Below are 22783 nucleotides of genomic sequence, written 5' to 3' on the forward strand. Positions count from 1 at the left end.
TTCAATACCGGCAAGCTCGCGAAATGAAACAACTGATACCCGCACCACTGCTTGCGAAAGCAGACAAGATCCTGATCGTCACGCACATGGCGATCGGCGACTTCACCTACATGCAAATGTGCTTTCGCGCCTTGAAGCAAGCCCACCCCCACCTGCAGATCCACCTGTGGGTCGACGAACGCCGGCGCTCGGACAACCCGGAGGACTGGCCGCACCTGAAGAACTACTCGCTGTACGACTGGCTCCACGCCAGCCCGTACATCGACCACACCTACAGCCAGAACTACAGCCCCGCCCTGCACGCGCAATCGATCGCCAAGGCGCAGCGCGAGGAGTATCCGCTGGTCGTCTCGCTCACGCACATGGCCTGCCACCGCTACGCGCGCCTGACCCGCGAGATCAGCCCGCGCGGCTTCATCGTCGGCCTGAAGAAGCAGAAGTACCGCTTCTTCGAGCTGTCCAAGAAGCTCAGCATCCTGAAGTTCAACGCCACCATGCCGCTGTACGAGTCGCAGGAGCGCGACGTGCCGCACGTGAGCGACATCTACGCGCAATGGTTCCAGACCGCCTTCGGCATCGACATCCCCAAGGCCGACCGCTACCCGACCATCCAGATCCCCGACCAGTGGATGCGTTATGCGCGCGATCAATTCGCCACATGGAAGCTGCCGCCGCAGGTGGTCTTCATCAACGCCTACTCCAAGGGCGAGGAACGCTGCTGGCCGCTGGAGCGCGCCTTCGAGCTGATCGAGCAGATGCGCGCCCAGCCCAAGTGGCGCGAAGCTGGCTTTATTGTCAACGTTGTGCCGGAAGACATGGCGAACGCCCAGGCCCTGTACGACCGCCTGGCGCCGCCCGACACCTACCTGTTCTCGGCGGTGGACAATTTCTTCCAGCTGCCGGCCGTGCTCAGCCTGTGCAGCCTGATCATCACCGTGGAAACGGCCGTGATGCACCTGGCGAACGCCGTGCACGTGCCGGTGATCGCCCTGATGCGCCAGAACAACCCGGAATGGGTGCCGATCGACCAGGAAAACAGCGCCGTCATCCTGGTCAAGGAAATGGACGCGTGGGTGACGAAAATCGAGCTGCCAGAGGTGATGGAAAAGGTTTTGAGTTGGCCCCTATGCTAGAATACCGCCCTCACCGCACACCAATGACTTACCGCCGAAGGAAGACCGAACATGGCTGGACACAGCAAATGGGCCAATATCAAGCACAAAAAAGCAGCTACCGACGCTAAGCGTGGCAAGATCTGGACCCGTCTCATCAAGGAAATCACCGTGGCTGCGCGCATGGGCGGCGGCGACCTGAATTCGAACCCGCGCCTGCGCCTGGCCGTGGACAAGGCGGCCGACGCCAATATGCCGAAGGATAACGTGCAACGCGCGATCACCCGCGGCACTGGCGGCGAGGACGGCGCGGCCTATGAGGAGGTCCGCTACGAAGGCTACGGCATCGGCGGCGCGGCCGTCATCGTCGACTGCATGACCGACAACCGCGTGCGCACCGTGGCCGAGGTACGCAACGCCTTCAACAAAAACGGCGGCAACATGGGCAACGAAGGCTCGGTGGCCTTCATGTTCAAGCACTGCGGCCAGTTCCTGTTCGCGCCCGGCACCAACGAGGACGCGCTGATGGAAGTGGCGCTGGAAGCGGGCGCCGAGGACGTGGTGGCCGACGACGAAGGCGGCTTCGAAGTGCTGTGCGGCCCGCACGACTTCGCCGCCGTCAAGGACGCGCTGGAAGCGGCCGGCTTCAAGGCCGAAGTGGCCGAGATCATCATGAAGCCGGCCACCGAGACCGTCTTCACCGGCGACAACGCCGTCAAGATGCAAAAACTGCTGGACGCGCTGGAAGCACTGGACGATGTCCAGGAAGTCTATTCCAACACGCTGATCGAAGACTGAGGATTTATGAAAATATTGGTAGTCGGCTCCGGCGGCCGTGAACATGCGCTGGCCTGGAAATTGGCGCAATCGGAACGCATCCAGATGGTCTACGTCGCCCCCGGCAACGGCGGCACCGCGCGCGATCCGCGCCTGGTCAACGTCAACATCACGGACCTGCACGAACTGGCGACCTTCGTCGAGCAGGAGCACATCGGCCTGACCGTGGTCGGCCCGGAGACTCCGCTGGCCGGCGGCATCGTCAACCTGTTCCGCGCGCGCGGCCTGAAGGTGTTCGGCCCGACCAAGGAAGCGGCCCAGCTGGAGTCGTCCAAGGACTTCGCCAAGGCCTTCATGCAGCGCCACGGCATCCCGACCGCCAAGTACCAGACCTTCTCGGACGTGGCGCAAGCGCACGCCTACATCGACGCCAACGGCGCGCCCATCGTCATCAAGGCCGACGGCCTGGCCGCCGGCAAGGGCGTGGTGGTGGCGCTGTCGCTGGAGGAAGCCCACCAGGCGGTGGACGACATGCTGGCCGATAACCGCTTCGGCGATGCCGGCGCGCGCATCGTCATCGAGGAATTCCTGGCCGGCGAGGAAGCGAGCTTCATCGTCATGTGCGACGGCAAAAACATCCTGCCGCTGGCCACCAGCCAGGACCACAAGCGCCTCAAGGACAACGACGAAGGCCCGAACACCGGCGGCATGGGTGCGTACTCCCCTGCCCCGATCGTCACGCCGGCCATGCACGCCCGCGTGATGCGCGAGATCATCAACCCTACCATCGCCGGCATGGCGAAGGACGGCATTGTCTTCACCGGCTTCCTGTACGCCGGCCTGATGATCGACGCCCAGGGCAATCCGCGCACGCTGGAATTCAACTGCCGCATGGGCGACCCTGAAACGCAGCCCATCATGTCGCGCCTGAAGACCGACCTGGTGGCGGTGATGGAACACGCCGTCAACGGCACGCTGGACCAGGTCGAGCTGGAATGGGATCGCCGCACCGCCGTCGGCGTGGTGCTGGCAGCGGCCGGCTATCCGGACGCGCCGCTGAAGGGCGCCGTCATCGACGGCATCCCGGCCGAGACGCCGGAATCGGTGACCTTCCACGCCGGCACCGCCGAAGTGGGCGGCCAGCTGCAGGTGACCGGCGGCCGCGTGCTGTGCGTGGTCGGCCTGGGCGACAGCATCAAGATCGCCCAGAAGCAGGCCTACGAAGTGGTCGACCAGATTTCGTTCGACGGCATGCAGTGCCGCCGCGACATCGGCTGGCGCGGCCTGAAGCACTAGGACCAGATGTCGTCCCTTCCGAACCCCGGCGCCGTCAAGGCCTACCTGCTCGATCTGCAAGACCGCATCGTGCAGGCGCTGGAGGCCGTCGACGGCAAGCCCTTCCTGCGCGACGCGTGGGAACGGCCCGAGGGCGGCGGTGGCATTTCGCGCCTGATCGAGGAAGGCAATGTCATCGAACGCGGTGGCGTCAACTTCTCGCACGTGATGGGCGCCAAGCTGCCGCCGTCGGCGTCCGCGCACCGCCCGGACCTGGGCGGCCAGCCGTGGGAAGCGATGGGCGTGTCGCTGGTGATCCATCCGCGCAATCCGTATGCGCCGACGGTGCACATGAACGTACGCTTCTTCACCACCACCACCGCCAGCGGCGAACCGGCGTGGTGGTTCGGCGGCGGCATGGACCTGACGCCCTACTACGGCGACCAGCAGGACGTGAAGCACTTCCACCAAACCTGCGCCGACGCGCTGGCGCCGTTCGGCGGCGACCTGCACCCGCGCTTCAAGAAGTGGTGCGACGAGTATTTTTACCTGAAACACCGCCAGGAAGCGCGCGGCGTCGGCGGCATCTTCTTCGATGACTACAACGAAGCGGGCTTCGAGCAAAGCTACGCCATGATGCAGAGCGTCGGCGACGCCTTCCTCAAGGCCTACCAGCCCATCCTGGAACGCCGCAAGGACACGCCGTACGGCGAACGCGAACGCGACTTCCAGGCCTATCGCCGCGGGCGCTACGTCGAGTTCAACCTGGTGTTCGACCGCGGCACGCTGTTCGGCCTGCAGTCGGGCGGCCGCACCGAGGCGATCCTGATGTCGATGCCGCCCATCGTCAAATGGCGCTACCGCTGGGAGCCCGAAGCGGGCAGCCCGGAGGCGGCGCTGTACAGCGACTTCCTGCCGCATCGCGACTGGCTCGCCGCGTGACGATGGCCTGCCGCATCGCACTGCTGGGAGGCAGCTACGATCCGGTGCATCACGGTCATGTCGCACTCGGCGCGCACTTCGCGCAGCTGCTGCAGGTAGACCAGTTGCGCGTGATCCCCGCCGGCCTGCCATGGCAGAAGTCCACCCTGAAGGCGACGCCCCAGCAGCGCGCCGAGATGGTGGCGCTGGCCTTTGCCGGCGCCGCCTACGACGTCGTGGTCGATATGCAGGAAATCGACCGCGGCGCGCAGGGACAGGCCACCTACACGATCGACACGCTGCGCCAGGTGCGCGCCGAAATGGGCCCGTCGGCCTCCATCAGCTTCTTGATGGGCGCCGACCAGCTGCAACGGCTCGACACCTGGCATGAATGGCAGGCGCTGTTCGACTACGCCCATATCTGCGTAGCGGCCCGCCCTGGCTTTAACCTGGCCACCGCCGGCCTTCCGCCGGCAGTGGCCGAGGCGTTTTCCCGCCGTCTGGGAACGCCTGAACAAATCCGCAACACGCCGCACGGTCTGACTTATCTGGCACAAGACTTCGCGGTGGATATCTCCGCCACCGAAATACGTGCGGCATTACAACGGGGGGAATCGGCAAACTCGCTTATCCCGCCGCTAGTGCTAGACTATATTGAACAACACAATCTATACAAAAGCTAAATGGACATCAAAAAACTGCAATCCCTCGTCGTTGACGCCCTCGAAGACGTCAAGGCCCAAGACATCGCCCTGTTCGATACCACCCATCTGACCAGCCTGTTCGACCGGATCGCCATCGCATCCGGCACCTCCAATCGCCAGACCAAGGCGCTGGCCGCCTCGGTGCGCGACAAGGTCAAGGCCGCCGGCGGCGACGTCTACGGCATGGAAGGCGAGGACACCGGTGAATGGGTGCTGGTCGACCTGGGCGACATGATTGTCCACATCATGCAGGCGCCGATCCGCGCCTACTACCGCCTGGAAGAAATCTGGGGCGACAAGCCGGTCAAGCTGGGCGCCGCCAAGCGCAAGTCGACCAAGGAAGGCGAGGAAGCCGACGCACCGAAGAAAGTCAGCAGCCACCTGGCCGCCGGCAAAAAAGCCGTCGACGCCTCCCCGGTCATCGAAAAGAAAACCCCTGCGCGCAAAGCCGCCGCCGCCAAGCCGGCCGCCGCGAAGAAGCCGGCCGCCAAGAAGGCAGCCGCTGTGCCAGCCGGTAAAACCATCAAGGTCGGCAAGACCAAGTCCGCCGTCGCCGCCGCCGAAGCGCTGAAGGCCCTGCCGCCTAAGCGCAAGGTCGCCAAGCCTAAGGCCGACGAAGCGCCGGTCAAGACCGTCATCAAGCGCATCAAAAAAGTCGAAGAGTAATCGGGCATGCAGCTGATCATCGCTGCGGTCGGCCATAAAATGCCGGCCTGGATAGAAACGGGCTTCGCCGAATACGCGAAGCGCATGCCGCCGGAACTGAAGATCGTGCTCAAGGAAATCAAGCCGGTCGACCGTTCGGGCAGCAAGACCGCCGCCACCGCGATGGCGCTCGAACGCGAGCGCATCGAGGCGGCGCTGCCCAAGTCCGTGCGCATCATCGCCCTCGACGAACGCGGCAAGGACCTGACCTCGGTCGGCCTGTCGCAGCAGCTGGAAGCCTGGCAGCAGGACGGCCGCGACACGGCCTTCCTGATCGGCGGCGCCGACGGCCTTGATCCCGAGCTGAAGGCGCGCGCCGAGGGCTTGATCCGCATTTCCAGCATGACGCTGCCGCATGGTATGGTGCGCGTGATGCTGGCGGAACAGCTGTACCGTGCGTGGAGCATCACCCAGAACCATCCGTATCACCGCGTTTAAAACAAAACCATATGAAACCGGTCGACAAAAAGATTTACCTCGCTTCCAAAAGCCCGCGCCGGCGCGAACTGCTGCGCCAGGTCGGCATCGATTTCGAACTGCTGCTGCTGCGCAGCGACGGCCCGCGCGGCCCCGACGTGACCGAGGACGTGCTGCCCGGCGAGGCGCCGCTCGACTATGTGGCGCGCGTGGCGCGTGAAAAGGCCGCCTTCGCGGCGGACCTGGTGGTCAAGCGCCGCATGGCGCCGCGCGTGGTGCTGGCGGCCGACACCACCGTCACCATCGACGGCGCCATCCTCGGCAAGCCTGCCACGCCCAACGAAGCCATCGCCATGCTGCAGCAGCTGTCCGGCCGCACCCACCAGGTGCTGACCTCGATCGCCGCGCACTCGGCCGATTTCGCCGGCCAGGTCACGCAGGTGTCCGAGGTGCGCTTCGGCGTGCTGTCGCCTGCCGCCATCGCCGCCTACTGCGCCACCTCCGAACCCTACGACAAGGCCGGCGCCTACGGCATCCAGGGCCCGGCCGCGGCGTTCATCGAACACATCACCGGCAGCCATTCCGGCATCATGGGCCTGCCGCTGTACGAAACCGTGCAGCTGCTGCGCCAGGCGGGTTTGCCGCTGCCCTGAGCGGCGTGTATGATCGTCGTTCACAGCCCATACAGAAGCCGAGCATGAACGAAGACATCCTGATCAACATCACCCCGCAGGAAACCCGGGTCGCCCTCATCCTGCAGGGCGCCGTGCAAGAGCTGCACATCGAACGCACGCTTACGCGCGGCCTGGCAGGCAATGTCTATTCGGGCAAAGTCGTGCGGGTGCTGCCCGGCATGCAGTCGGCCTTCATCGACATCGGCCTGGAGCGCGCGGCCTTCCTGCACGTGGCCGACATCTGGGAAGCCCGCCCGCACGACGGCGGCCAGAACGCGGCGCCGACCCCGATCGAAAAAATCCTGTTCGACGGCCAGGTGCTGACGGTGCAGGTGATCAAGGACCCGATCGGCACCAAGGGCGCGCGCCTGTCGACCCAGATCTCGATCGCCGGCCGCATGCTGGTCTACCTGCCGCAGGACGCCCACATCGGCATCTCGCAGAAGATCGAAAAGGAATCCGAACGCGAGGCGCTGCGCGCGCGCCTGCAAAGCCTGCTGCCGCCGGAGGAAAAAGGCGGCTACATCGTGCGCACGCAGGCCGAGGACGCGTCGGACTCCGACATCGCGGCCGACGTCGAATACCTGCGCAAGACCTGGGGCGCGATCCTGCACGGCGCCAAGACCAAACCTGCCACCACGCTGCTGCACCAGGACTTGAGCCTGGCCCAGCGCGTGCTGCGCGACTTCGTGCACGACGACACCGCCACCATCCAGGTCGACTCGCGCGAGAACTACCTGAAGCTGCAGGAATTCGGCCTGGCCTACACGCCGGGCGTGCTGCCGCGTTTGCAGCACTACACGGGCGAACGGCCGCTGTTCGATTTGTACGGCGTGGAGGAGGAGATCCTGCGCGCGCTGGGGCGGCGCGTGGACCTCAAGTCCGGCGGCTACCTGATCGTCGATCAGACCGAGGCGATGACCACCATCGACGTCAACACGGGCGGCTTCGTCGGCGGGCGCAATTTCGCCGACACCATCTTCAAGACCAACCTGGAGGCGGCGCACGCGATCGCGCGCCAGCTGCGGCTGCGCAACCTGGGCGGCATCATCATCCTCGACTTCATCGACATGGAGAACACCGAGCACCGCAACGCCGTGCTGCAGGAGTTGAAGAAGACCTTGTCGCGCGACCGCACCAAGGTGTCGGTGTCGGGCTTCTCGGCGCTGGGGCTGGTGGAGATGACGCGCAAGCGCACGCGCGAATCGCTGGCGCACATCCTGTGCGAGCCGTGCCCGGCCTGCAGCGGCAAGGGCCAGGTGAAAACCTCGCGCACCATCTGCTACGAGATCCTGCGCGAACTGCTGCGCGAAGCCAAGCAGTTCAACCCGCGCGAGTTCCGCATCCTCGCCTCGCAGGAGGTGGTGGACATGTTCCTGGAAGAAGAATCGCAGCACCTGGCGATGCTGGGCGATTTCATCGGCAAGAAGATTTCGCTGCAGGTGGAGACCGCTTATCACCAGGAGCAGTACGACGTCATCTTGATGTAAGAGTCGGATGCGTGGTAAAGCTAGGCGACCCTCGTCTTGGGCAAAAATTTTCGCACGCTGTCCAGGATTCTTGTTGTCCGCTCGCTCGGCTTGAGCCCGTGCCAAACGGAGAACGACGCCGGAGGCACCTCGATTTCCACGAATTCAATCGGATCGCTGATCTTCCAAGACAGAGCATCGCGGTCATTGCAATGGGGGCAGCATGGCATCAGCCCCACATGAAAGGGTTGACCATCCGCGTCGGGATCGCAAGCAACAACACCAAAAATCGCCTGCAAAACGTCGGATCGCTGCGTCTCGTTCAATCCATTCGTCTCCGCGCTGATCTTGATCTCCCGCGCGACATCGGAATAGACGCTGCTATTGATTGCGTCCAGATACCTGAGCGCCGATGAGTTCTTCTTACGAAGCAAAAATTCACCATACGCGCGCGGACTCACCTGCGGAGCCTTAAAAATTCCCCCGCAAGACCTGCATCGGTACTCAAACAATACAAGTTTCATATTCTCACCGGCGTAACGATCCAGGCTCTCAAAACATCATTGTAGTCATCAATAATGGCATCGTTGATCTTTCCAGTGTCCCGCTCCGAATAGTAGCGGATGACGTTGTACCCATCTTTCCGTGCAATGACTCCTAACGCCTGTGTATCCAAGCCGATAGGGCCTCCGACATAGCCATATTTTGAAGCCATATCAAACTTGGTCAAGTCCAGAACTTTGGTGGCAACACTCTCCATCTCGAATCGGATCATATGCATCGGCTCTATGCCGTAGTGCTTCATTTCCTCCAGCGCCGTACTTTGAATCGACGAAAGATATGTGTTGGCTGCGGGTTCCCATGACAGGCCATGCTGCCATCGAAAGGGGCGGCGTCTCTTGACCAAGTTTAAGGCTCCTGTTCGCCAGCCCTCCCGCTAGCCATGCGCGAACCGCTGCGCTCAGCCAAGCAGCACCGCAGCTTTTAGTTGCCAAATGCAAAAACATGCCGTTACACTTAAGTTTCCTTGAAAAAACAAAAGAGGATGGCATGACTGGAAAAAAATCGACCTTCGCGCCGATGGCGGCGCTCTTTCTTGCTCTCGCCGGATGCGGCGGCGGTGGTGGTGGCGGCGGTACAAGTCCGGCCGCGCCAACACCGGCGCCAAGCGCGCAGGGCGCCTACTCGGGCAGCTACTCGAACGGCAGCCAGCACTTCACCGTGGTGCTGGAGAACGATCAGTTCTATACGCTGTACGGCAACACCACCGGCGGCGCGTTCGCACTGGCCGGCTTCGTGCAGGGCAATGGCAGCTCCAGCAACGGCAGCTTCACCGCGAGCGACGTCAGGGACGCGACCGCCGCCGGCCAGTTGCTGTCCGGCTCGCTCAGCGCTTCGTATATCGCGAACACCAGCTTCAACGGCACGCTGACCGAAGGCGCGAACACGGTCACCTTCAACGGCACGCCGCTATCGAGCGCGGTGTACAACTACAACACCGCAGCGAACCTGGCCGACATCGCCGGCGTCTGGAACCTGACCTCGCTGCGCGGCTTCGCCAACACCTTCACCATTTCGGCCACGGGCAGCTTCACCGCCGTGTCGGGCGGCTGCTCCTTCAGCGGCAGCTTCACGCCGCGCAGCTCCGGCAAGAACGCGTTCGATGTCGCCCTCACCTACGGTCCCGCGCCCTGCGTCCTGCCCGGACAATCGCTCAGCGGCCTGGCGGTCGACTATCCCACCTCCGCCGGCCCGCGGCAGCTGGTCATCGCGCTGCTGAACCAGGCGCGCACCAGCTCCTCGGCCTTCGTCGGCGTCCGCTGATGTAGGCGACCGGCGCGGCGCTTAACCGCGGCGCGCCGTCAGCCACTGGCCGGGCGGCAGCGCCGCGCCGGCCACGCGCACTTCGCCGATGTTGCCGAAGAAGCCGTCGGCCCGCGCCCCGTCCCACGAGCCGCCGCCCACCACCCACGGCGACGACGCCGACAAGCTCGCCAGCCCCACCACATGGCTGCTGTTGCGCAGCACCGGCGCGCCTTCCACGTACATGACGGTGTCGTGCGTGGCCGGATCGTTGACGATGGCGATGTGCACCCAGTTGCCGGCGATGATTTCGCCCGACCAGCTGGCCATGGCGTCGCGCTGGCCGCCGACGTCCGGCACCACTTCCCACTGCACCTCGCGCAGGCTGGAGATGGCGAACAGCAGCGGCGGCGATTCCGGGTCGCCGCCGTCGAAGCCGGCCAGTCCGCCGCGCTTGCCGTCGCGCGTCATGATGTTCATCCACGCATGTTTGGCCTTGTCCCACGCCGGGTTGATTTTGATGAAGGCTTCGATCGTGTAGCCGGTCGTGGCGAAGGTCTGCGCGTTGATCGCGGCCGTGGCGTCGGTGAGGAAGTAGCTCAGGCGCGGCGCGTTCTTGTCGGTGTTGAGGAAGCCGACCGAACCCGGCGCCGACGACAGGCGGTGATGGTCGCTGCTCCAGACGATGTCGCCGGCCGCCGCGCCGACGATGCCGCCCTGGTTGAGCTGGTCGCGCACCAGCGGATTGGCGCCGGTCACGTCGGCGATGCGCGTGCCGGGCGCGACCGGCGCGCCGTCGCTGCCGCCGTAGAAGCGCCAGTGCGCCACCGTGGACGCCACTTTCGGATAGTCGTCCGCGTCCTTGGGCAGCACCGGCGCGACGATGGCCGGCTCGGTGTAGCCCTTCAGCACCAGCGCCCTGGCCTGCTCCACCAGCGACGACGCGACCGTCGCCTTGCCCACGCCGAAGCCGCTGTTGAAGCGGGCGAAGCGCTTGGCGAAGTTCATGTCGATCGTGAAGCTGTGGTTGCTCTCGGTGAGCACCGCGCGGTCGAAGGCGTTCAGCGTGTCGGCCGGCTTCATCGGCACCCACGGCGAGAACGACAGCACCTTGATCTGGTTGTTGGTCAGGTCGAATTCGTACAGGCGCATCAGGCCGTTGCCGCCCTGGTAGGCCATCTGGTAGTCGACCACCATTTCCTCGACCGCGTTGCCGAAGTCGTTGGTCTTGGTCAGGCGCGCGCCGCCGTGGTGGTGGCCGTTGAGCGTCATGAATATCTGGTCGTTATCGCGTATCAGCTTTTCCCACAGCATTTTGCCGTAGCCCGTTTCCAGCGGGCTGACCGCGTCCGGCGCGATGTTGAGCAGCTGGTGGTTGACCAGGATGGCCGGCAAGGTCGGATGGTCGGCCAGCACCTTGCGCGCCCAGGCGATGCCGGCGTCCGAGATGCGCCACGACAGCGACAGCACCAGGAACTGCTGCTCCTGCGCCGTGAAGATGTGGTACTCGTGGAAGCCGGTGCTGTCGCGCGCGCCGAAGGTGGCCTGGCGCTGCGCCCGCCTGGTGCCGAACCATTGCAGGTAGGGCTCGTTGGCCAGCACGCGCTGGGCGTCGGTGCCCTTGCCGGGGTCGCTGTCGAAGTCGATGTCATTGAGCACGTCGTGGTTGCCGGCCAGGATGGAGTACGGCAGCTTGGCCGCCTCCAGCACCTGCATGGCGCCGTCGGCCACCTTCCACTGTTCCGGCTTGCCGACCTGGTCGACCACGTCGCCCAGGTGGATCAGGAAGGGAATGTTGAGCGCCTGCGCGTTGCGCGCCACCCAATTGGTCTGCGCCGCGTAGGGTTCGTTGCCGTAGTGGCGTTCGTACTGGCTGTTTTCCGACGAGGTCGCATAGCGCGAATAGAATTGCGTGTCCGGCAGCACCGCCAGCGCGAAGCTGGAGATGCGGGTGTCCGGCGCGGCCGCGCTGTCGCCGCCGCAGCCGGCCAGCAGCCCGCCGGCGGACAGGCCCGATGCCAGCCCCAGTTTGAGCAAGGACCGCCGTTGTGCATCCTGCGCACCGCCTTCACGCATCTTTTCCATGTCACGCCCTCAGCAATGTGAAAGCGCCCATGCTAAAGGCCCAGCATGACTTGCAGATGACAAGGCGTGCGGTACGGCCGGCATTTTCGATTGCGTATAATGCTCAGCCATCACAACCAACCCAGTGGCGTCATGCTCGACCTCCGCACCATCAACTCCATCACCGGCATGATGGCTTTGCTTATGGCCTTCGTGCTGCTGGGGATGCGCCATTACTATCCGCGCCGTATCCAGGGCACCTTGTGGTGGGCGCTGTCGCCCATCGTGGGCGGCGCCTCCTCGCTCGCGTACGGCCTGGACGGCATGCTGCCGGCCGCGCTGGCGGCCATGCTGGGCAACTCGCTGGCCTTCGCCAGCGCCGCGCTGAACCTGTTCGGCACCGCCGCGTTTTATGAACATCCGCTCAACGGCCGCCGCTGGCTCGCCTTCACCCTGGCCGTGCTGGGCGTGATCGCCTGCTTCATGCTGGCCTGGCCGGACTACCGGGTGCGGGTCATGGTCTTCGCGCTGGCGATGACGGTCTACACCGGCGTCCACGCCTCGCTGCACTGGCGGCACGGCCTGAGCTTTGCCGGCCGCTTCCTCGCCGTGCTGTTGCTGGCGCGCTGCGCCATCCTGCTGCTGCGCGCGGGCAGCGCGCCCTTCATCGACGCCGCCGACGCCAGCCGCTATGGCGCGACCTGGATCCAGATGCTCTACCTCAGCTCGTTCAGCGTGGGCGGCATGGTCACCTGCCTGGGCCTGGTGCTGCTGGCGAGCGAACGGGTGCGGGCGGAATTCGAACGCCTGGCCAATGTCGACCTGCTCACCGGCGCCGCGTCGCGGCGCGCCATCATGCAGGCGTTCGAGGGCGAAGTGGCGCGCTGGCAACGCACCGGCCGCGTGTTCTCCATCCTGCTGCTTGATATAGACCACTTTAAGCGCATCAATGACCGCCATGGCCACGTGGTCGGCGACCAGGTGCTGACCCAGTTCGCGGCGACCGTCAAATCGGCGCTGCGTTCGATCGACACGCTGGGCCGCTACGGCGGCGAGGAGTTCATCGTCCTGTTGCCCGACAATGATTTGCAGGGCGCCGCCATCGTCGCCGAGCGGGTGCGCCAGGCGGTCGAGCAGCAGAGCGGCGCAGCCGGCTTGCCGGCCTGTACCACCAGCATCGGCTGCGCCTGCATCGCCGGCGGCGAGCCGCACGTGGCCACCTTGCTGGCGCAAGCCGACGCCGCCTTGTACACGGCCAAGCACGAGGGCCGCAACGCCGTGCGCCTGGCCCGGCCGCCGCTGGATCAACTACCCGGGCAAGACCACCCCACGCTGGAGCATGCCGGCTGAGCCGCGCCGCCTCAGCGGGTCGGCGCGACCGTGATCACGGTACGGCTCAGGTCGATGCCGCGGATCTGCACCGAACCGAAATTGGCGTTGTCGTTGACGCCGGTGCGGATGTTTTGTAGATCGAGTTCGCCGATCGACGCCGGCAGCGCCAGGTTGACGGAACCGTCCGCGTTGAGGCGCGGCGCGCTGCCGTTCGGCCCGAACACCACGTCGCGCGCCGTCACGTCGGCGTTCAGCACGCCCAGCAGCGGGAACAGCACCGTGCCCATCTCGGCGCTCCTGACGTCGCTGCCGCCCAGGCCGCCGAACAGGCCGAGCAGCGGGAACAGGCTGCGGTGCAGCGAGCGCGCCGGCGGGCGCGGCGCCGGTGCCGGGATCGGCGTCGACACGCCGCGCAGTTCGGCGTCGTTCAGGGCGTGCAGCCTGGCCGCGGCCTCGTCGCCGTGCGCGGCGGAGAACGCGCCGAGCAGCGCGATGCTGGTGATAATCCGGATGACTTTCATTGGGTACCTGTGCTTGAGTGCGGCCATGACACCATGCTAGCATCGTCCGGCGCGGCGTGTGCCGCTCAACGCTGACCCTGGCGGCCAACTTGCTCAGGCCGCGTCGTCCCCGCTGCCGACCACGACCAGCACTTCCGCCGCGCGCGCTCCCAGGCTTCTGGTGCGGTGGGGGATCACGGCGTTGAAGTAGATCGAATCGCCCTCCTCCAGCCGCACCAGCTGGTTGGGGAATTCGATTTCAATGCTGCCCTTGTGGACGAACAGCAGTTCCTCCCCCTCGTGCTCCTTGAACGCCGACGCCACGAAGTCCATCGGCGGGCGCAGCATGAAGGGCAGCATCTGCTTGGGCGCCAGGTTGGCCGCGATGCTCTCCACCGCGTGGCCGCCATCCATCGCGACGCGCTCGGCGGCGCGGGTAACGCAGATCAGCTCCGCGTTGCGGCCTTCGGACACCAGCTCCTCCACGCTCACCTGCAAGGCCTTGGCCAGCTTCAGCGCCACCGCGATCGAGGGCACGCTGATGCCGCGCTCGACCTTCGACAGATAACTCTTGGTGAGGCCGGTCTGCTCCGCCAGCACTTCCAGCGTCCATCCTTTTTGTTTTCTCAGTAGTTTCAGGCGAATAGTCATAGGGGCTCGGCTCCGGGATAAAAATAATTGTACACCATGACACTTTGTGTCCTATACTTCACTTCGTGTCATTTACCCACGAAGGAGTCCCCTTGATGAACACCCAAGACATGTCCAAGGCGGAGCTGATGTCGCTGGCGCAGCAACGGCTGGAGCGCCATGTCCAGCCCGGCGACTGGAGCGCGCGCCAGAAGCTGGCGCTGACTTGCCGCATCCTGTTCGACGGCGGCCACGATTCCGGCCTGGCCGGGCAGATCACCTGCCGCACCGGCGAGCCGGGCCGTTTTTACACCCAGCAGCTGGGCTACGGCTTCGACGAAATCAGCGCCGCCAAGCTGATCGAGGTGGACCAGGACCTGCAGATGGTGGCCGGCCAGGGCATCCCCAATCCGGCCAACCGCTTCCACACCTGGATCTACCGCCAGCGCCCGGACGTCAACTGCATCATCCACACCCACCCGCTCCACGTGGCCGCGTTATCGATGCTGGAAACGCCGCTGCAGATCTCGCACATGGACACCTGCCCGTTGTTCGACGATTGCGCCTTCCTGCCGCGCTGGCCGGGCGTCCCGGTCGGCAACGAGGAGGGCGAGATCATCGCCGGCGCGCTGGGCGCCAAGCGCGCCATCCTGCTGGCCCACCACGGCCAGCTGGTGGTCGGCGCGACCATCGAGCAAGCCTGCCTGCTGGCCATCCTGATCGAGCGCGCCGCCAGGCTGCAGCTGCTGGCGATGGCCGCCGGCGCCATCCAGCCGCTGCCGCCCGAACTGGCGGCCGAGGCGCGCGACTGGATCTCCACCGCCCGGCGCGATCAAGTGACGTTCGCGTACTACGCCCGCCGCGCATTGCGCACCCACCAAGACTGCCTGACCTAAGCACCCACCGGAGACCACCATGAGCACCGTATTCAAAGGCATCATCGCCTACCCCGTCACCCCCTTCACCGCGGACGACCGGGTCGACCTGGCCACGCTGGCGCGCCTGATCGACGACCTGGTCCGGCAAGGCGTGCACGGCATCGCGCCGCTGGGCAGCACCGGCGAAAGCGCCTATCTCGACGACCGGGAATGGGAGGCGGTGGCGACGGCCTCGCTGCAGGCGGTGGACCGGCGCCTGCCCACCGTGGTCGGCATTTCCGACCTGACCACGCGCGGCGCGGTGCGGCGCGCGCGCTACGCCCAGCACGCCGGCGCCGACGCGCTGATGGTGCTGCCGGTGTCGTACTGGAAGCTGACGGCCGACGAGATCGTCCGCCACTACGCCACCATCGGCGACGCGGTCGACCTCCCCATCATGTTGTACAACAATCCCGCCACCAGCGGCATCGACCTGACGCCGGAATTGATCGCGCGCATCTGCCGCGAGGTGCCGGCGGTGACGATGGTGAAGGAAAGCAGCGGCGACATCCAGCGCATGCACCGCCTGGTGCAACTGACCGAGGGCAAGGTGCCGTTCTTCAACGGCAGCAATCCGCTGGCGCTGGCGGCGCTGGCGGCCGGCGCCAGCGGCTGGTGCACCGCCGCCCCCAACTTGCAGGCGCAATTGCCGCTGGCCTTGTACCAGGCGGTGGCGGCGGGCGACCTGGCGACGGCGCGCGCGCTGTTCTACCGCCAGTTGCCGCTGCTGCAGTTCATCGTCAAAGGCGGCCTGCCGACCACCATCAAGGCCGGCCTGCGCCTGCGCGGCGTCGACGCCGGCCTGCCGCGCGCGCCGCTGCTGCCCTTGCCGGCGGCCGACTGCGACACGCTGGCCGGCATCCTGGCCGCGCTGGACGCCGGGCCGCGCTGAGCGGGCGCCGCCGCTGTCTTGCCAGCGCCACAGCGCGCACGATTTCGCTCATGCCGCCTTGCCGTGTGATGGCATAATTGTAATATTCATCACACCATTTCGGAGGCGGCATGGCGACTCGGCACATACTGGCGGCACTGGCACTGACCTTGGCGGCGCAACTCGCGCTGGCGGACGAACACGGCCCGGTGCCGACGCCGGCGCCGGCCGTCGGCGATTCCTGGACCTACCAGTACACCGATGTGTGGAAAGGCACGAAGGGCAACCTCAACCGCCTGGAAGTGACCGGCGTGGACGCCGCCGGCGTGCACGTGGACATCAAGCGCGCCGCCAGCGGCGCCCTGGTGACCCGGCAGCTGTTCAGCGCCGAGATGAATCCCATCGACCGCGGCGCCATGCACTTCGCGCCGGCCTTCGCCCGCTACGCCTTCCCGCTGACGCCCGGCAAGGAGTGGACCACCGACGCCACCGGCGACAATCCCAAGTCCGGCAAGCACTGGCGCTACCGCATCAAGGGCAAGGTGCTGAACTGGGAAAAGATCAGGGTGGCGGCCGGCGAATTCGAGGCGCTCAAGCTGGAGGTGGAGGCGCTGTACCACGGCGAGGAATCGAACAGCCCCGGCGGCAGCGGCCAGCTGACCGAGACGCTGTGGTTCGCGCCGGAGGTGAACAACTTCGTCAAGCTCGACTATCACGACACCGACTGGACCGGCCGCATCTTCAACCGCGACAGCTGGGAGCTGACCGCCTTCGTGCGCAAATAAACGCGAATGAGCCGCCATGCCTACCGACGCCACTCCGCCCGCGCCCTACAGCGACGGGCGGCTGCATGCCCGCGCCGGCCTGGCGCGGGCGCAGCCGGCGCCGGTGCCGCTGGCGGCCGGCGTCCACCGGCTGGCCTTCCCGCATGACCGCCACGCCCGCCTGTACGTGCCGCCGCCGGACGGCGACGCGCCGCTGCCGCTGCTGGTCATGCTGCACGGCGCCGGCGGCCAGCACGGCGGCGGCGACATCCTGGCGCTGGCGCACGCGGCCCAGCAGCGCTTCCTGCTGCTGCTGCCCGAGGCGCAGTCGACCAGCTGGGATTTCCTGCGCGGTGGCTACGGCCCCGACCTGGCCTTCATCGACCGCCTGCTGCTGTGGACCATGCAGCGCTACGACGTGGCCGCCGACGCCGTCGCGCTCGGCGGCTTTTCCGACGGCGCCTCGTACGCGCTGTCGGTCGGCCTGATGAACGGCGAGCTGTTCGCCGACATCTTCGCCTTCTCGCCCGGCTTCATGTCGCCGCTGCAGCGGGTCGGCATGCCGCGCGTGTTCATCGCCCACGGCCGGCAGGACCGGGTGCTGCCGGTGGAACGGGGCAAGGCCATCGCCGTGCGCCTGGCCGGCGAGGGCTACGCGGTGCAGTATGGGGAATTCGACGGCGCCCATCTGGTGTCGCCGCCGCTGGCGCACGCCGCGCTGCGCCAGCTGAGCGGGCGTTAGCCGGCTTGGTCGGCTTGGTCGGCCGCCGGCGGGGCCGCCGCGCTGACCCGGTTGCGGCCGGCCGCCTTAGCCGCGTACAGCGCCTTGTCGGCCGTCTCCACCAGCAGGCCGGCGAGATCGCCCCGGCGCGGCGCCATCGCCGCCACGCCGGCGCTGATGGTGACCGTGCCGAACGGGCTGCCGCGGTGCGGCGTCTGCAGCGCGACGATCGCCAGCCGGATGCGCTCGGCCACCGCGACCGCGCCGTCCAGGCCGGTGTTGGGCATCAGGATGGCGATCTCCTCGCCGCCATAGCGGGCCACCACGTCGCCGGCGCGCTTGGGCGTCAGCGCGCGGATCAGCTTGCTCACGGCGCGCAGGCAATCGTCGCCCGCGCCGTGGCCGTACAGGTCGTTGTACTGCTTGAAGTAGTCGACGTCGATCATCACGCAGGCCAGCGTGTCCTGGTGCCGCATCGCGCGGCTGAACTCGTTGCCCAGCGTGACGTCGAGCTGGCGGCGGTTGGCCAGCCCGGTCAGGCCGTCCTGCATGGCCAGCCGCTCCAGCGTGCGGTTGGCGCTCTCGAGCGCGTCGCGCGCCTGGCGCAGCTCGGCCTCGGCCAGCTCGCGCAGCTTGATCTGGTCCACCAGCCGCTTGCCGAAAAAGCCCAGCAGCGCGGCCAGCACGATCACGCCGATCCAGCGCATGAAGCTGTCGTGGCGCCAGTGCTCCAGCATCTCTTCCTGCGACAGCGCGGCCGTCACGAACAGCGGATAGTGCTCCAGCGCGCGGTAGTTGTTGTAGCGCACTTCGCCGTCGTACGGCGAGACGAACAGGCCGCTGCCGCTGCGCTGCGCGCTGTAGGCGCGGAACAGCGGATTGGCGCGCAGGCCGACGCCGACCAGGTTGTCGTCGAACGGCCGGCGCAGCATCAGCACGCCCTGGCTGGAGATCAGCGCCACCGCGCCGCGCGCGCCGATGTCGAAGCTCTGGTAGTAGCGGCGGAAGTAGTCGATGTCCAGCGTGGCCAGCACCACGCCGCCGAAGCTGCCGTCGGCCCGGTTCAGGCGGCGCGACACCGGGATGATCCATTTGCCGCTGGTGCGGCTGATCACCGGCTGGCCCACGTGCGGGCCGCGTTCGGCGTGGTCGCGGTGGAACAGGAAGTATTCGCGGTCGGCGTTGTTGAGCGAGGCCCCCAGCACGGCCGGCGAATTGACCAGCCAATGGCCGCGCTCGTCGTACATGAACATGCCGGCCAGCTGCGGCAGGTTGGCCACGTGCGCCTGCATCTGCCGCCGCACCCGCTCCAGCTGCGGCGCGCCCAGGCCGTCGGTCTCGATGCGCTCGACGATGTCGGCCAGCGCGGTGTCGGCGGCCTTGATGGTGTCGTCGGCGTGCTGCGCCATCGCGCGCGCCACGTTGGAGGTCAGGCGCTCCATCTCCAGCAGCTGGGCGTCGCGCGCGCTCAGGCTGCGCCAGACGTCCACCGCCACCAGCGACAGGCACACCACGCCGACAAACAGCGTGGCCCAGAAAGTGATCGTGTAGCGTTTAAACATGGCGGGTCAGCCGATGAGCACGGGACGTGGGCATCCCTGCTTTATACAGCAATTCCAGCGCGCCGCGCCGTTCAAGGCGGGGCCAGCATGGGTTGCAGGCTGTGCCAGACCAGCGCCGGCGTCAGCTTGACCATGCAGTCCTGGTGGCCCAGCGGGCACTCGCGCTGCTTGCACGGCGCGCAGGCCAGCCGCAGCGACAGCGACGCCGCCAGGTCGGAAAACGGCGGCGCGTGGCCGGGGTCGGTCGGGCCGTACAGCGCCACCACCGGCCGGTTCAGCGCCGAGGCGATGTGCAGCAGGCCCGAATCGTTGGCGACCACGGCGGCGCTGCCGGCGATCAGCGCGATGGCCTCGGCCAGGCTGGTCGAGCCGGCCAGGTTGAACACGGCGCCGCCGGCGATGCCGGCCGCCACCTCGGCGCAGGCCGTCTGGTCCTTGGGCGAACCCAGCAGCACGATCTGGGCCGCGCCGTCGCGCGCCAGGATGGCCTGCGCCAGCGCGGCGAAGTGGGCCGCCGGCCAGCGCTTGGCGCCGCCGAACTCGGCGCCCGGCGCGAACGCCACCACCGGCCGCGCCAGGTCGACGCCGTGGCGCTGGCGCACCGCGTCGATCTGCGCCGCGCCGACCGCCATGCGCGGACGCGGCAGAACGGCGCGCAGCGGCGCCCGCGGCGCGCCGGCCAGCGCGGCGTAGAACGCCACCATCGGCCGCGGCGGCGTGTCGTCGTGGTGCATCACATTGATCAGGCCGTGGCGGCTCTCGCCCTTGTAGCCGACCCGGCGCCCGATGCCGGCCAGCCAGGGGATCAGCGCGTACTTGATGGTGTTGGGCAGCACATAGGCGTCGGCGTAGCCGCGTTGGCGCAGCAGGCGCGCGTATTTCCAGCGCTCCCGCAGTTGCAGCGCGCCGTGGCGGAACGGCGTCTCCAGCACCTCGTCGACCTCGGCCATCTGGCGCCACACGGGCGACACCGCCGGCGGCGCCAGCACGTCGATCGGGCGATCGGGATGGGCGGCGCGCAGCAGCTGCAACAGGGGCTGGGCCATGACGGCGTCGCCGATCCAGTTGGGGGAAATGACCAGGGTGCGCGGCGCGGTCCCGGCGGTGACGGTTTTATCTGGTAACACGGAATCTTTCATCGTCAGGCCGGTGGCCCATGCCGGCTCGATTATCGCCCATCGCGGCCGCAGCCACAAGCCGCAGGCACCGCTGGAAGGGCCCGGCCATGCTGCTATAATCAGCCTTTTTTGCACCGGCCTCCGCCGCCCCGACCGCGTGACCATGACTCCAGCCAGCCCCTCGACGCCGCACACCGAATATGGCGGTCCGCTCTCCTCGACCATGATCTTCCTGCTGCCGGCGCTGGCGCTGTCGAGCAAGGTCGGCCTCGGCTTGGTCCAGCTGCTGATCCTGCTGCTGCTGATCCGCCGCGGCCGCACGCTGCTGCCGCTGTACAAGCGCCACTGGAACGACATCGGCGGCGTGGTGCTGGCCTTCGGCGGCTACTTCCTGGTGTCGCTGGCGCGCCTGGTGCTCGACCACCAGAGCCTGCACACCCTGGACGGGCCGTCGCGCCTGCTGTTCGGCCTGAGCTGCATCGGCGTGGTCTACTACCTGCGTCCGCGCGCCCGCCACTTCTGGCTGGGGCTGTGCCTGGCCGCCGTGCTGGCGGCCGTGGTGGCGTTCTACCAGGTGGCCGTGCTCGGCATGGAGCGGGCGATCGGCTTCACCCACCACGAAATCACCTTCGGCGACCTGGCGCTGGCCTGCGGCCTGATGTCGCTGTGCGGCCTGACCGACCTGCGCCACACGCGCATGGCCTGGCTGCCCGGCGTCGGCCTGCTGTGCGGGCTGCTGGCCTCGATGCTGTCGGCCTCGCGCGGCGGCTGGCTGGCGCTGCCGCTGGTGATGATCCCGGTGGCCCGCTACGGCGTGCAGCTGTACGGCCGCCGCCTGCTGGTGGTGGGCGCGGCGCTGCTGGCGCTGGTGGTGCTGGCGCTGGCCGTGCCGGCCACCGGCGTGGCCGTGCGGATCGAACAGGCGCTGGCGGAAATCCAGCGCTACCTGACGCTGGGCGACGCCAGCACCTCGGTCGGCATCCGGCTCGAACTGTGGAAAGCCTCGCTGATGATGTTCGCCGAACATCCATGGCTGGGCGTGGGGCGCGAACAATTCGACGTCGCGCTGCACGCGCTGGCGGCGCAGGGCCGGTTGCAGCAATCGCCGGCGCTGCTCTACAGCAGCAGCCACAACGACATGCTCAACTGCCTGGCCACCGGCGGCCTGCTCGATTTCAGCCTGCTGATCCTGATGTACGTGGCGCCGCTGCGCTTCTTCTCCGCCCAGCTGCGCCGCGTGGACCGGGGCCAGCGCCCGCTGGCCCTGGCCGGCCTGGTGGTGGTGGTGGCCTTCATCGGTTTCGGCCTGACCGACGTGATGTTCTGGCTGATGATGCCGAAGGTGTTTTACGTGATGATGGTGTGCAGCCTGGTCGGCATGTGCCTGGCCGCGCAGTACCCGGCGCCGGTGCCGCGCCGCATCCTGATCGCCCGCACCGACAACATCGGCGACGTGGTGCTGACCCTGCCGCTGGCGGGCTACCTGAAGCAGCTGTATCCGCAGGCCGAGGTGGTGTTGCTGTGCCGCCGCTACGCCGCCGCCGTGGTGGCGCAGTGCCGCCACGTGGACCAGGTGCTGACGCTGGAAGAGCTGGGCGAGGACTGGGCCGACGGCCTGGCGCGCAGCGGCTGCGACACGATGATCTTCACCTTCCCGATGCGCACGCTGGCGGCGGCCGCGCGCCGCGCCGGCATCGAGCGCCGCATCGGCAGCAGCCACCGCATCCACCACTGGTACCACTGCAACCGCCTGGCCACGTTCAGCCGCGCCAACTCGCCGCTGCACGAGGCACAGCTGAACTTCAAGCTACTGCTGCCGCTGGGCGTGGACGTGGAGCCGCCGCTGGAGCAGTTGAAGACCATGTACGGCCTGAACACGCCGCACCATCCGGCCGCCGACGCCCTGCTGGCCGGGCCTGGCTTCAAGCTGATTTTGCATCCCAAGTCCAACGGCAACGGCCGCGAATGGCCGCTGCAGCACTACACGGCGCTGGCCGAAATGCTGGGCAAGGTCGAGGGCGTGCGGGTGCTGGTGACCGGCAGCGCGGCCGAGGGCGAGCTGCTGGCGCAGCAGGCGCCGGCCTTGCTGGCCTTGCCGAACGTGGAGAATCTGTGCGGCCGCCTGGACCTGGACGGCTTCACCGCGCTGGTGGGCGGCTGCGACGGCTTGATCGCCAGCGGCACCGGGCCGCTGCATTTGGCGTCGGCGCTGGGGCGGCCGGCGCTGGGCCTGTTCCCGCCGCTCAAGCCGATCGACATCGTGCGCTGGGGCGCACTGGGACCGCGCGCGCGCAGCCTGTGCACGCCGGTCGCCTGCGGCCACTGCGAGGACGCGGCCCGCTGCACCTGCATGCTGGCGATCACGCCGCAGCAAGTGCTGGAAGTGGTGGAATCGTGGCGCGCCGAGGCGCTGGCATTAGGCAACAACCACGTTGCCACCGTATAAA

The 22783-nt window shown here is 67.1% G+C and carries 23 protein-coding genes; 16 read left to right on the forward strand and 7 right to left on the reverse strand.

The features are described from left to right. Positions 1–23: 23 nt before the first annotated feature. The 9 genes from AC07WS_RS08315 to rng are packed head-to-tail and all read left to right on the forward strand — an operon-like array spanning position 24 to position 8075. On the forward strand, positions 24–1133 hold the full coding sequence (locus AC07WS_RS08315) for a glycosyltransferase family 9 protein (protein WP_494728583.1): 1110 nt from the start codon (positions 24–26) through the stop codon (positions 1131–1133). A gap of 51 nt (positions 1134–1184) precedes the next feature. After that, positions 1185–1910: a YebC/PmpR family DNA-binding transcriptional regulator gene (locus AC07WS_RS08320; RefSeq protein ID WP_494728584.1), complete on the forward strand. Its 726-nt coding sequence runs from the start codon at positions 1185–1187 to the stop codon at positions 1908–1910. Positions 1911–1916: 6 nt separating this feature from the next. Continuing rightward, on the forward strand, positions 1917–3185 hold the full coding sequence (purD, locus tag AC07WS_RS08325; RefSeq protein ID WP_494728585.1) for a phosphoribosylamine--glycine ligase: 1269 nt from the start codon (positions 1917–1919) through the stop codon (positions 3183–3185). A gap of 6 nt (positions 3186–3191) precedes the next feature. Further along, positions 3192–4106: an oxygen-dependent coproporphyrinogen oxidase gene (gene hemF / locus AC07WS_RS08330; protein WP_494728586.1), complete on the forward strand. Its 915-nt coding sequence runs from the start codon at positions 3192–3194 to the stop codon at positions 4104–4106. Positions 4107–4108: 2 nt separating this feature from the next. After that, positions 4109–4768: a nicotinate-nucleotide adenylyltransferase gene (locus tag AC07WS_RS08335; protein ID WP_494728587.1), complete on the forward strand. Its 660-nt coding sequence runs from the start codon at positions 4109–4111 to the stop codon at positions 4766–4768. Further along, on the forward strand, positions 4769–5455 hold the full coding sequence (rsfS, locus tag AC07WS_RS08340; RefSeq protein ID WP_117011897.1) for a ribosome silencing factor: 687 nt from the start codon (positions 4769–4771) through the stop codon (positions 5453–5455). It begins immediately after the preceding gene. 6 nt (positions 5456–5461) lie between these two features. After that, on the forward strand, positions 5462–5932 hold the full coding sequence (gene rlmH / locus AC07WS_RS08345; protein WP_008451768.1) for a 23S rRNA (pseudouridine(1915)-N(3))-methyltransferase RlmH: 471 nt from the start codon (positions 5462–5464) through the stop codon (positions 5930–5932). A gap of 11 nt (positions 5933–5943) precedes the next feature. Continuing rightward, positions 5944–6564 (forward strand): Maf family protein, encoded by a 621-nt coding sequence (locus tag AC07WS_RS08350; protein ID WP_494728588.1) that lies wholly within the window; start codon positions 5944–5946, stop codon positions 6562–6564. A 44-nt stretch (positions 6565–6608) separates the two neighbouring features. Continuing rightward, positions 6609–8075, forward strand: coding sequence for a ribonuclease G (gene rng, locus AC07WS_RS08355; protein ID WP_494728589.1), 1467 nt, complete (start codon positions 6609–6611; stop codon positions 8073–8075). A gap of 20 nt (positions 8076–8095) precedes the next feature. Here rng and AC07WS_RS08360 read toward each other — a convergent pair whose 3' ends face one another. Both AC07WS_RS08360 and AC07WS_RS08365 read right to left on the reverse strand, forming a co-directional pair. Continuing rightward, complete coding sequence (locus tag AC07WS_RS08360; RefSeq protein ID WP_494728590.1) at positions 8096–8578, reverse strand: hypothetical protein; 483 nt, start codon at positions 8576–8578, stop codon at positions 8096–8098. Then, positions 8575–8961: a hypothetical protein gene (locus AC07WS_RS08365; RefSeq protein WP_494728591.1), complete on the reverse strand. Its 387-nt coding sequence runs from the start codon at positions 8959–8961 to the stop codon at positions 8575–8577. The genes AC07WS_RS08360 and AC07WS_RS08365 overlap by 4 nt, the downstream gene beginning before the upstream one ends. A gap of 143 nt (positions 8962–9104) precedes the next feature. On the opposite strand from AC07WS_RS08365, the gene AC07WS_RS08370 reads away from it, so the two are divergent. After that, the gene (locus tag AC07WS_RS08370; protein WP_494728592.1) at positions 9105–9878 is read left to right on the forward strand and encodes a hypothetical protein; all 774 of its coding nucleotides are present in this window, start codon (positions 9105–9107) and stop codon (positions 9876–9878) included. A 21-nt stretch (positions 9879–9899) separates the two neighbouring features. Here the strand turns inward: AC07WS_RS08370 and AC07WS_RS08375 are convergent, their stop codons facing one another. Then, positions 9900–11942 (reverse strand): LamG-like jellyroll fold domain-containing protein, encoded by a 2043-nt coding sequence (locus AC07WS_RS08375; protein ID WP_494728593.1) that lies wholly within the window; start codon positions 11940–11942, stop codon positions 9900–9902. 132 nt (positions 11943–12074) lie between these two features. Here AC07WS_RS08375 and AC07WS_RS08380 point away from each other — a divergent pair, with 132 nt between their 5' ends. Continuing rightward, positions 12075–13271 (forward strand): GGDEF domain-containing protein, encoded by a 1197-nt coding sequence (locus tag AC07WS_RS08380; protein WP_494728594.1) that lies wholly within the window; start codon positions 12075–12077, stop codon positions 13269–13271. Between the two features lie 11 nt (positions 13272–13282). Here the strand turns inward: AC07WS_RS08380 and AC07WS_RS08385 are convergent, their stop codons facing one another. Further along, positions 13283–13774, reverse strand: coding sequence for a hypothetical protein (locus tag AC07WS_RS08385; protein ID WP_494728595.1), 492 nt, complete (start codon positions 13772–13774; stop codon positions 13283–13285). A 93-nt stretch (positions 13775–13867) separates the two neighbouring features. Further along, positions 13868–14404 (reverse strand): helix-turn-helix domain-containing protein, encoded by a 537-nt coding sequence (locus tag AC07WS_RS08390; protein ID WP_494728596.1) that lies wholly within the window; start codon positions 14402–14404, stop codon positions 13868–13870. Between the two features lie 95 nt (positions 14405–14499). Here AC07WS_RS08390 and AC07WS_RS08395 point away from each other — a divergent pair, with 95 nt between their 5' ends. From AC07WS_RS08395 to AC07WS_RS08410, 4 genes are all read left to right on the forward strand, one after another. Further along, entirely contained in the window at positions 14500–15279 is a 780-nt protein-coding gene (locus AC07WS_RS08395; protein WP_494728597.1) for an aldolase, read from the forward strand. 19 nt (positions 15280–15298) lie between these two features. Continuing rightward, positions 15299–16192 (forward strand): dihydrodipicolinate synthase family protein, encoded by an 894-nt coding sequence (locus tag AC07WS_RS08400; RefSeq protein ID WP_494728598.1) that lies wholly within the window; start codon positions 15299–15301, stop codon positions 16190–16192. A gap of 110 nt (positions 16193–16302) precedes the next feature. Further along, positions 16303–16956: a hypothetical protein gene (locus AC07WS_RS08405; RefSeq protein ID WP_494728599.1), complete on the forward strand. Its 654-nt coding sequence runs from the start codon at positions 16303–16305 to the stop codon at positions 16954–16956. A gap of 16 nt (positions 16957–16972) precedes the next feature. After that, positions 16973–17677, forward strand: a complete 705-nt coding sequence (locus AC07WS_RS08410; protein ID WP_494728600.1) for an alpha/beta hydrolase — start codon at positions 16973–16975, stop codon at positions 17675–17677. Here AC07WS_RS08410 and AC07WS_RS08415 read toward each other — a convergent pair. Then, a complete protein-coding gene (locus AC07WS_RS08415) occupies positions 17674–19218 on the reverse strand; it encodes a GGDEF domain-containing protein (RefSeq protein ID WP_494728601.1) in 1545 nt (514 codons plus the stop codon). The two genes, AC07WS_RS08410 and AC07WS_RS08415, sit on opposite strands and share 4 nt — an antisense overlap. Before the next feature lie 71 nt (positions 19219–19289). Then, on the reverse strand, positions 19290–20357 hold the full coding sequence (waaF, locus tag AC07WS_RS08420) for a lipopolysaccharide heptosyltransferase II (protein WP_494728602.1): 1068 nt from the start codon (positions 20355–20357) through the stop codon (positions 19290–19292). A 142-nt stretch (positions 20358–20499) separates the two neighbouring features. Between waaF and AC07WS_RS08425 the strand changes: the two genes are divergently transcribed. After that, on the forward strand, positions 20500–22782 hold the full coding sequence (locus tag AC07WS_RS08425) for a glycosyltransferase family 9 protein (protein ID WP_494728603.1): 2283 nt from the start codon (positions 20500–20502) through the stop codon (positions 22780–22782). The last annotated feature ends 1 nt before the right edge of the window (position 22783 follow it).

This window comes from Duganella sp. GW821-FHT01E12, assembly GCF_059422325.1.

Excerpts from the sequence above, each read along its gene's own strand:
- AC07WS_RS08315 (WP_494728583.1), top strand. The coding sequence starts at position 24 with ATGAAACAACTGATACCCGCACCACTGCTTGCGAAAGCAGACAAGATC.
- AC07WS_RS08320 (WP_494728584.1), top strand. The coding sequence starts at position 1,185 with ATGGCTGGACACAGCAAATGGGCCAATATCAAGCACAAAAAAGCAGCT.
- purD (WP_494728585.1), top strand. The coding sequence starts at position 1,917 with ATGAAAATATTGGTAGTCGGCTCCGGCGGCCGTGAACATGCGCTGGCC.
- hemF (WP_494728586.1), top strand. The coding sequence starts at position 3,192 with ATGTCGTCCCTTCCGAACCCCGGCGCCGTCAAGGCCTACCTGCTCGAT.
- AC07WS_RS08335 (WP_494728587.1), top strand. The coding sequence starts at position 4,109 with ATGGCCTGCCGCATCGCACTGCTGGGAGGCAGCTACGATCCGGTGCAT.
- rsfS (WP_117011897.1), top strand. The coding sequence starts at position 4,769 with ATGGACATCAAAAAACTGCAATCCCTCGTCGTTGACGCCCTCGAAGAC.
- rlmH (WP_008451768.1), top strand. The coding sequence starts at position 5,462 with ATGCAGCTGATCATCGCTGCGGTCGGCCATAAAATGCCGGCCTGGATA.
- AC07WS_RS08350 (WP_494728588.1), top strand. The coding sequence starts at position 5,944 with ATGAAACCGGTCGACAAAAAGATTTACCTCGCTTCCAAAAGCCCGCGC.
- rng (WP_494728589.1), top strand. The coding sequence starts at position 6,609 with ATGAACGAAGACATCCTGATCAACATCACCCCGCAGGAAACCCGGGTC.
- AC07WS_RS08360 (WP_494728590.1), bottom strand. The coding sequence starts at position 8,578 with ATGAAACTTGTATTGTTTGAGTACCGATGCAGGTCTTGCGGGGGAATT.
- AC07WS_RS08370 (WP_494728592.1), top strand. The coding sequence starts at position 9,105 with ATGACTGGAAAAAAATCGACCTTCGCGCCGATGGCGGCGCTCTTTCTT.
- AC07WS_RS08375 (WP_494728593.1), bottom strand. The coding sequence starts at position 11,942 with ATGGAAAAGATGCGTGAAGGCGGTGCGCAGGATGCACAACGGCGGTCC.
- AC07WS_RS08380 (WP_494728594.1), top strand. The coding sequence starts at position 12,075 with ATGCTCGACCTCCGCACCATCAACTCCATCACCGGCATGATGGCTTTG.
- AC07WS_RS08385 (WP_494728595.1), bottom strand. The coding sequence starts at position 13,774 with ATGAAAGTCATCCGGATTATCACCAGCATCGCGCTGCTCGGCGCGTTC.
- AC07WS_RS08390 (WP_494728596.1), bottom strand. The coding sequence starts at position 14,404 with ATGACTATTCGCCTGAAACTACTGAGAAAACAAAAAGGATGGACGCTG.
- AC07WS_RS08395 (WP_494728597.1), top strand. The coding sequence starts at position 14,500 with ATGAACACCCAAGACATGTCCAAGGCGGAGCTGATGTCGCTGGCGCAG.
- AC07WS_RS08400 (WP_494728598.1), top strand. The coding sequence starts at position 15,299 with ATGAGCACCGTATTCAAAGGCATCATCGCCTACCCCGTCACCCCCTTC.
- AC07WS_RS08405 (WP_494728599.1), top strand. The coding sequence starts at position 16,303 with ATGGCGACTCGGCACATACTGGCGGCACTGGCACTGACCTTGGCGGCG.
- AC07WS_RS08410 (WP_494728600.1), top strand. The coding sequence starts at position 16,973 with ATGCCTACCGACGCCACTCCGCCCGCGCCCTACAGCGACGGGCGGCTG.
- AC07WS_RS08415 (WP_494728601.1), bottom strand. The coding sequence starts at position 19,218 with ATGTTTAAACGCTACACGATCACTTTCTGGGCCACGCTGTTTGTCGGC.
- waaF (WP_494728602.1), bottom strand. The coding sequence starts at position 20,357 with ATGAAAGATTCCGTGTTACCAGATAAAACCGTCACCGCCGGGACCGCG.
- AC07WS_RS08425 (WP_494728603.1), top strand. The coding sequence starts at position 20,500 with ATGACTCCAGCCAGCCCCTCGACGCCGCACACCGAATATGGCGGTCCG.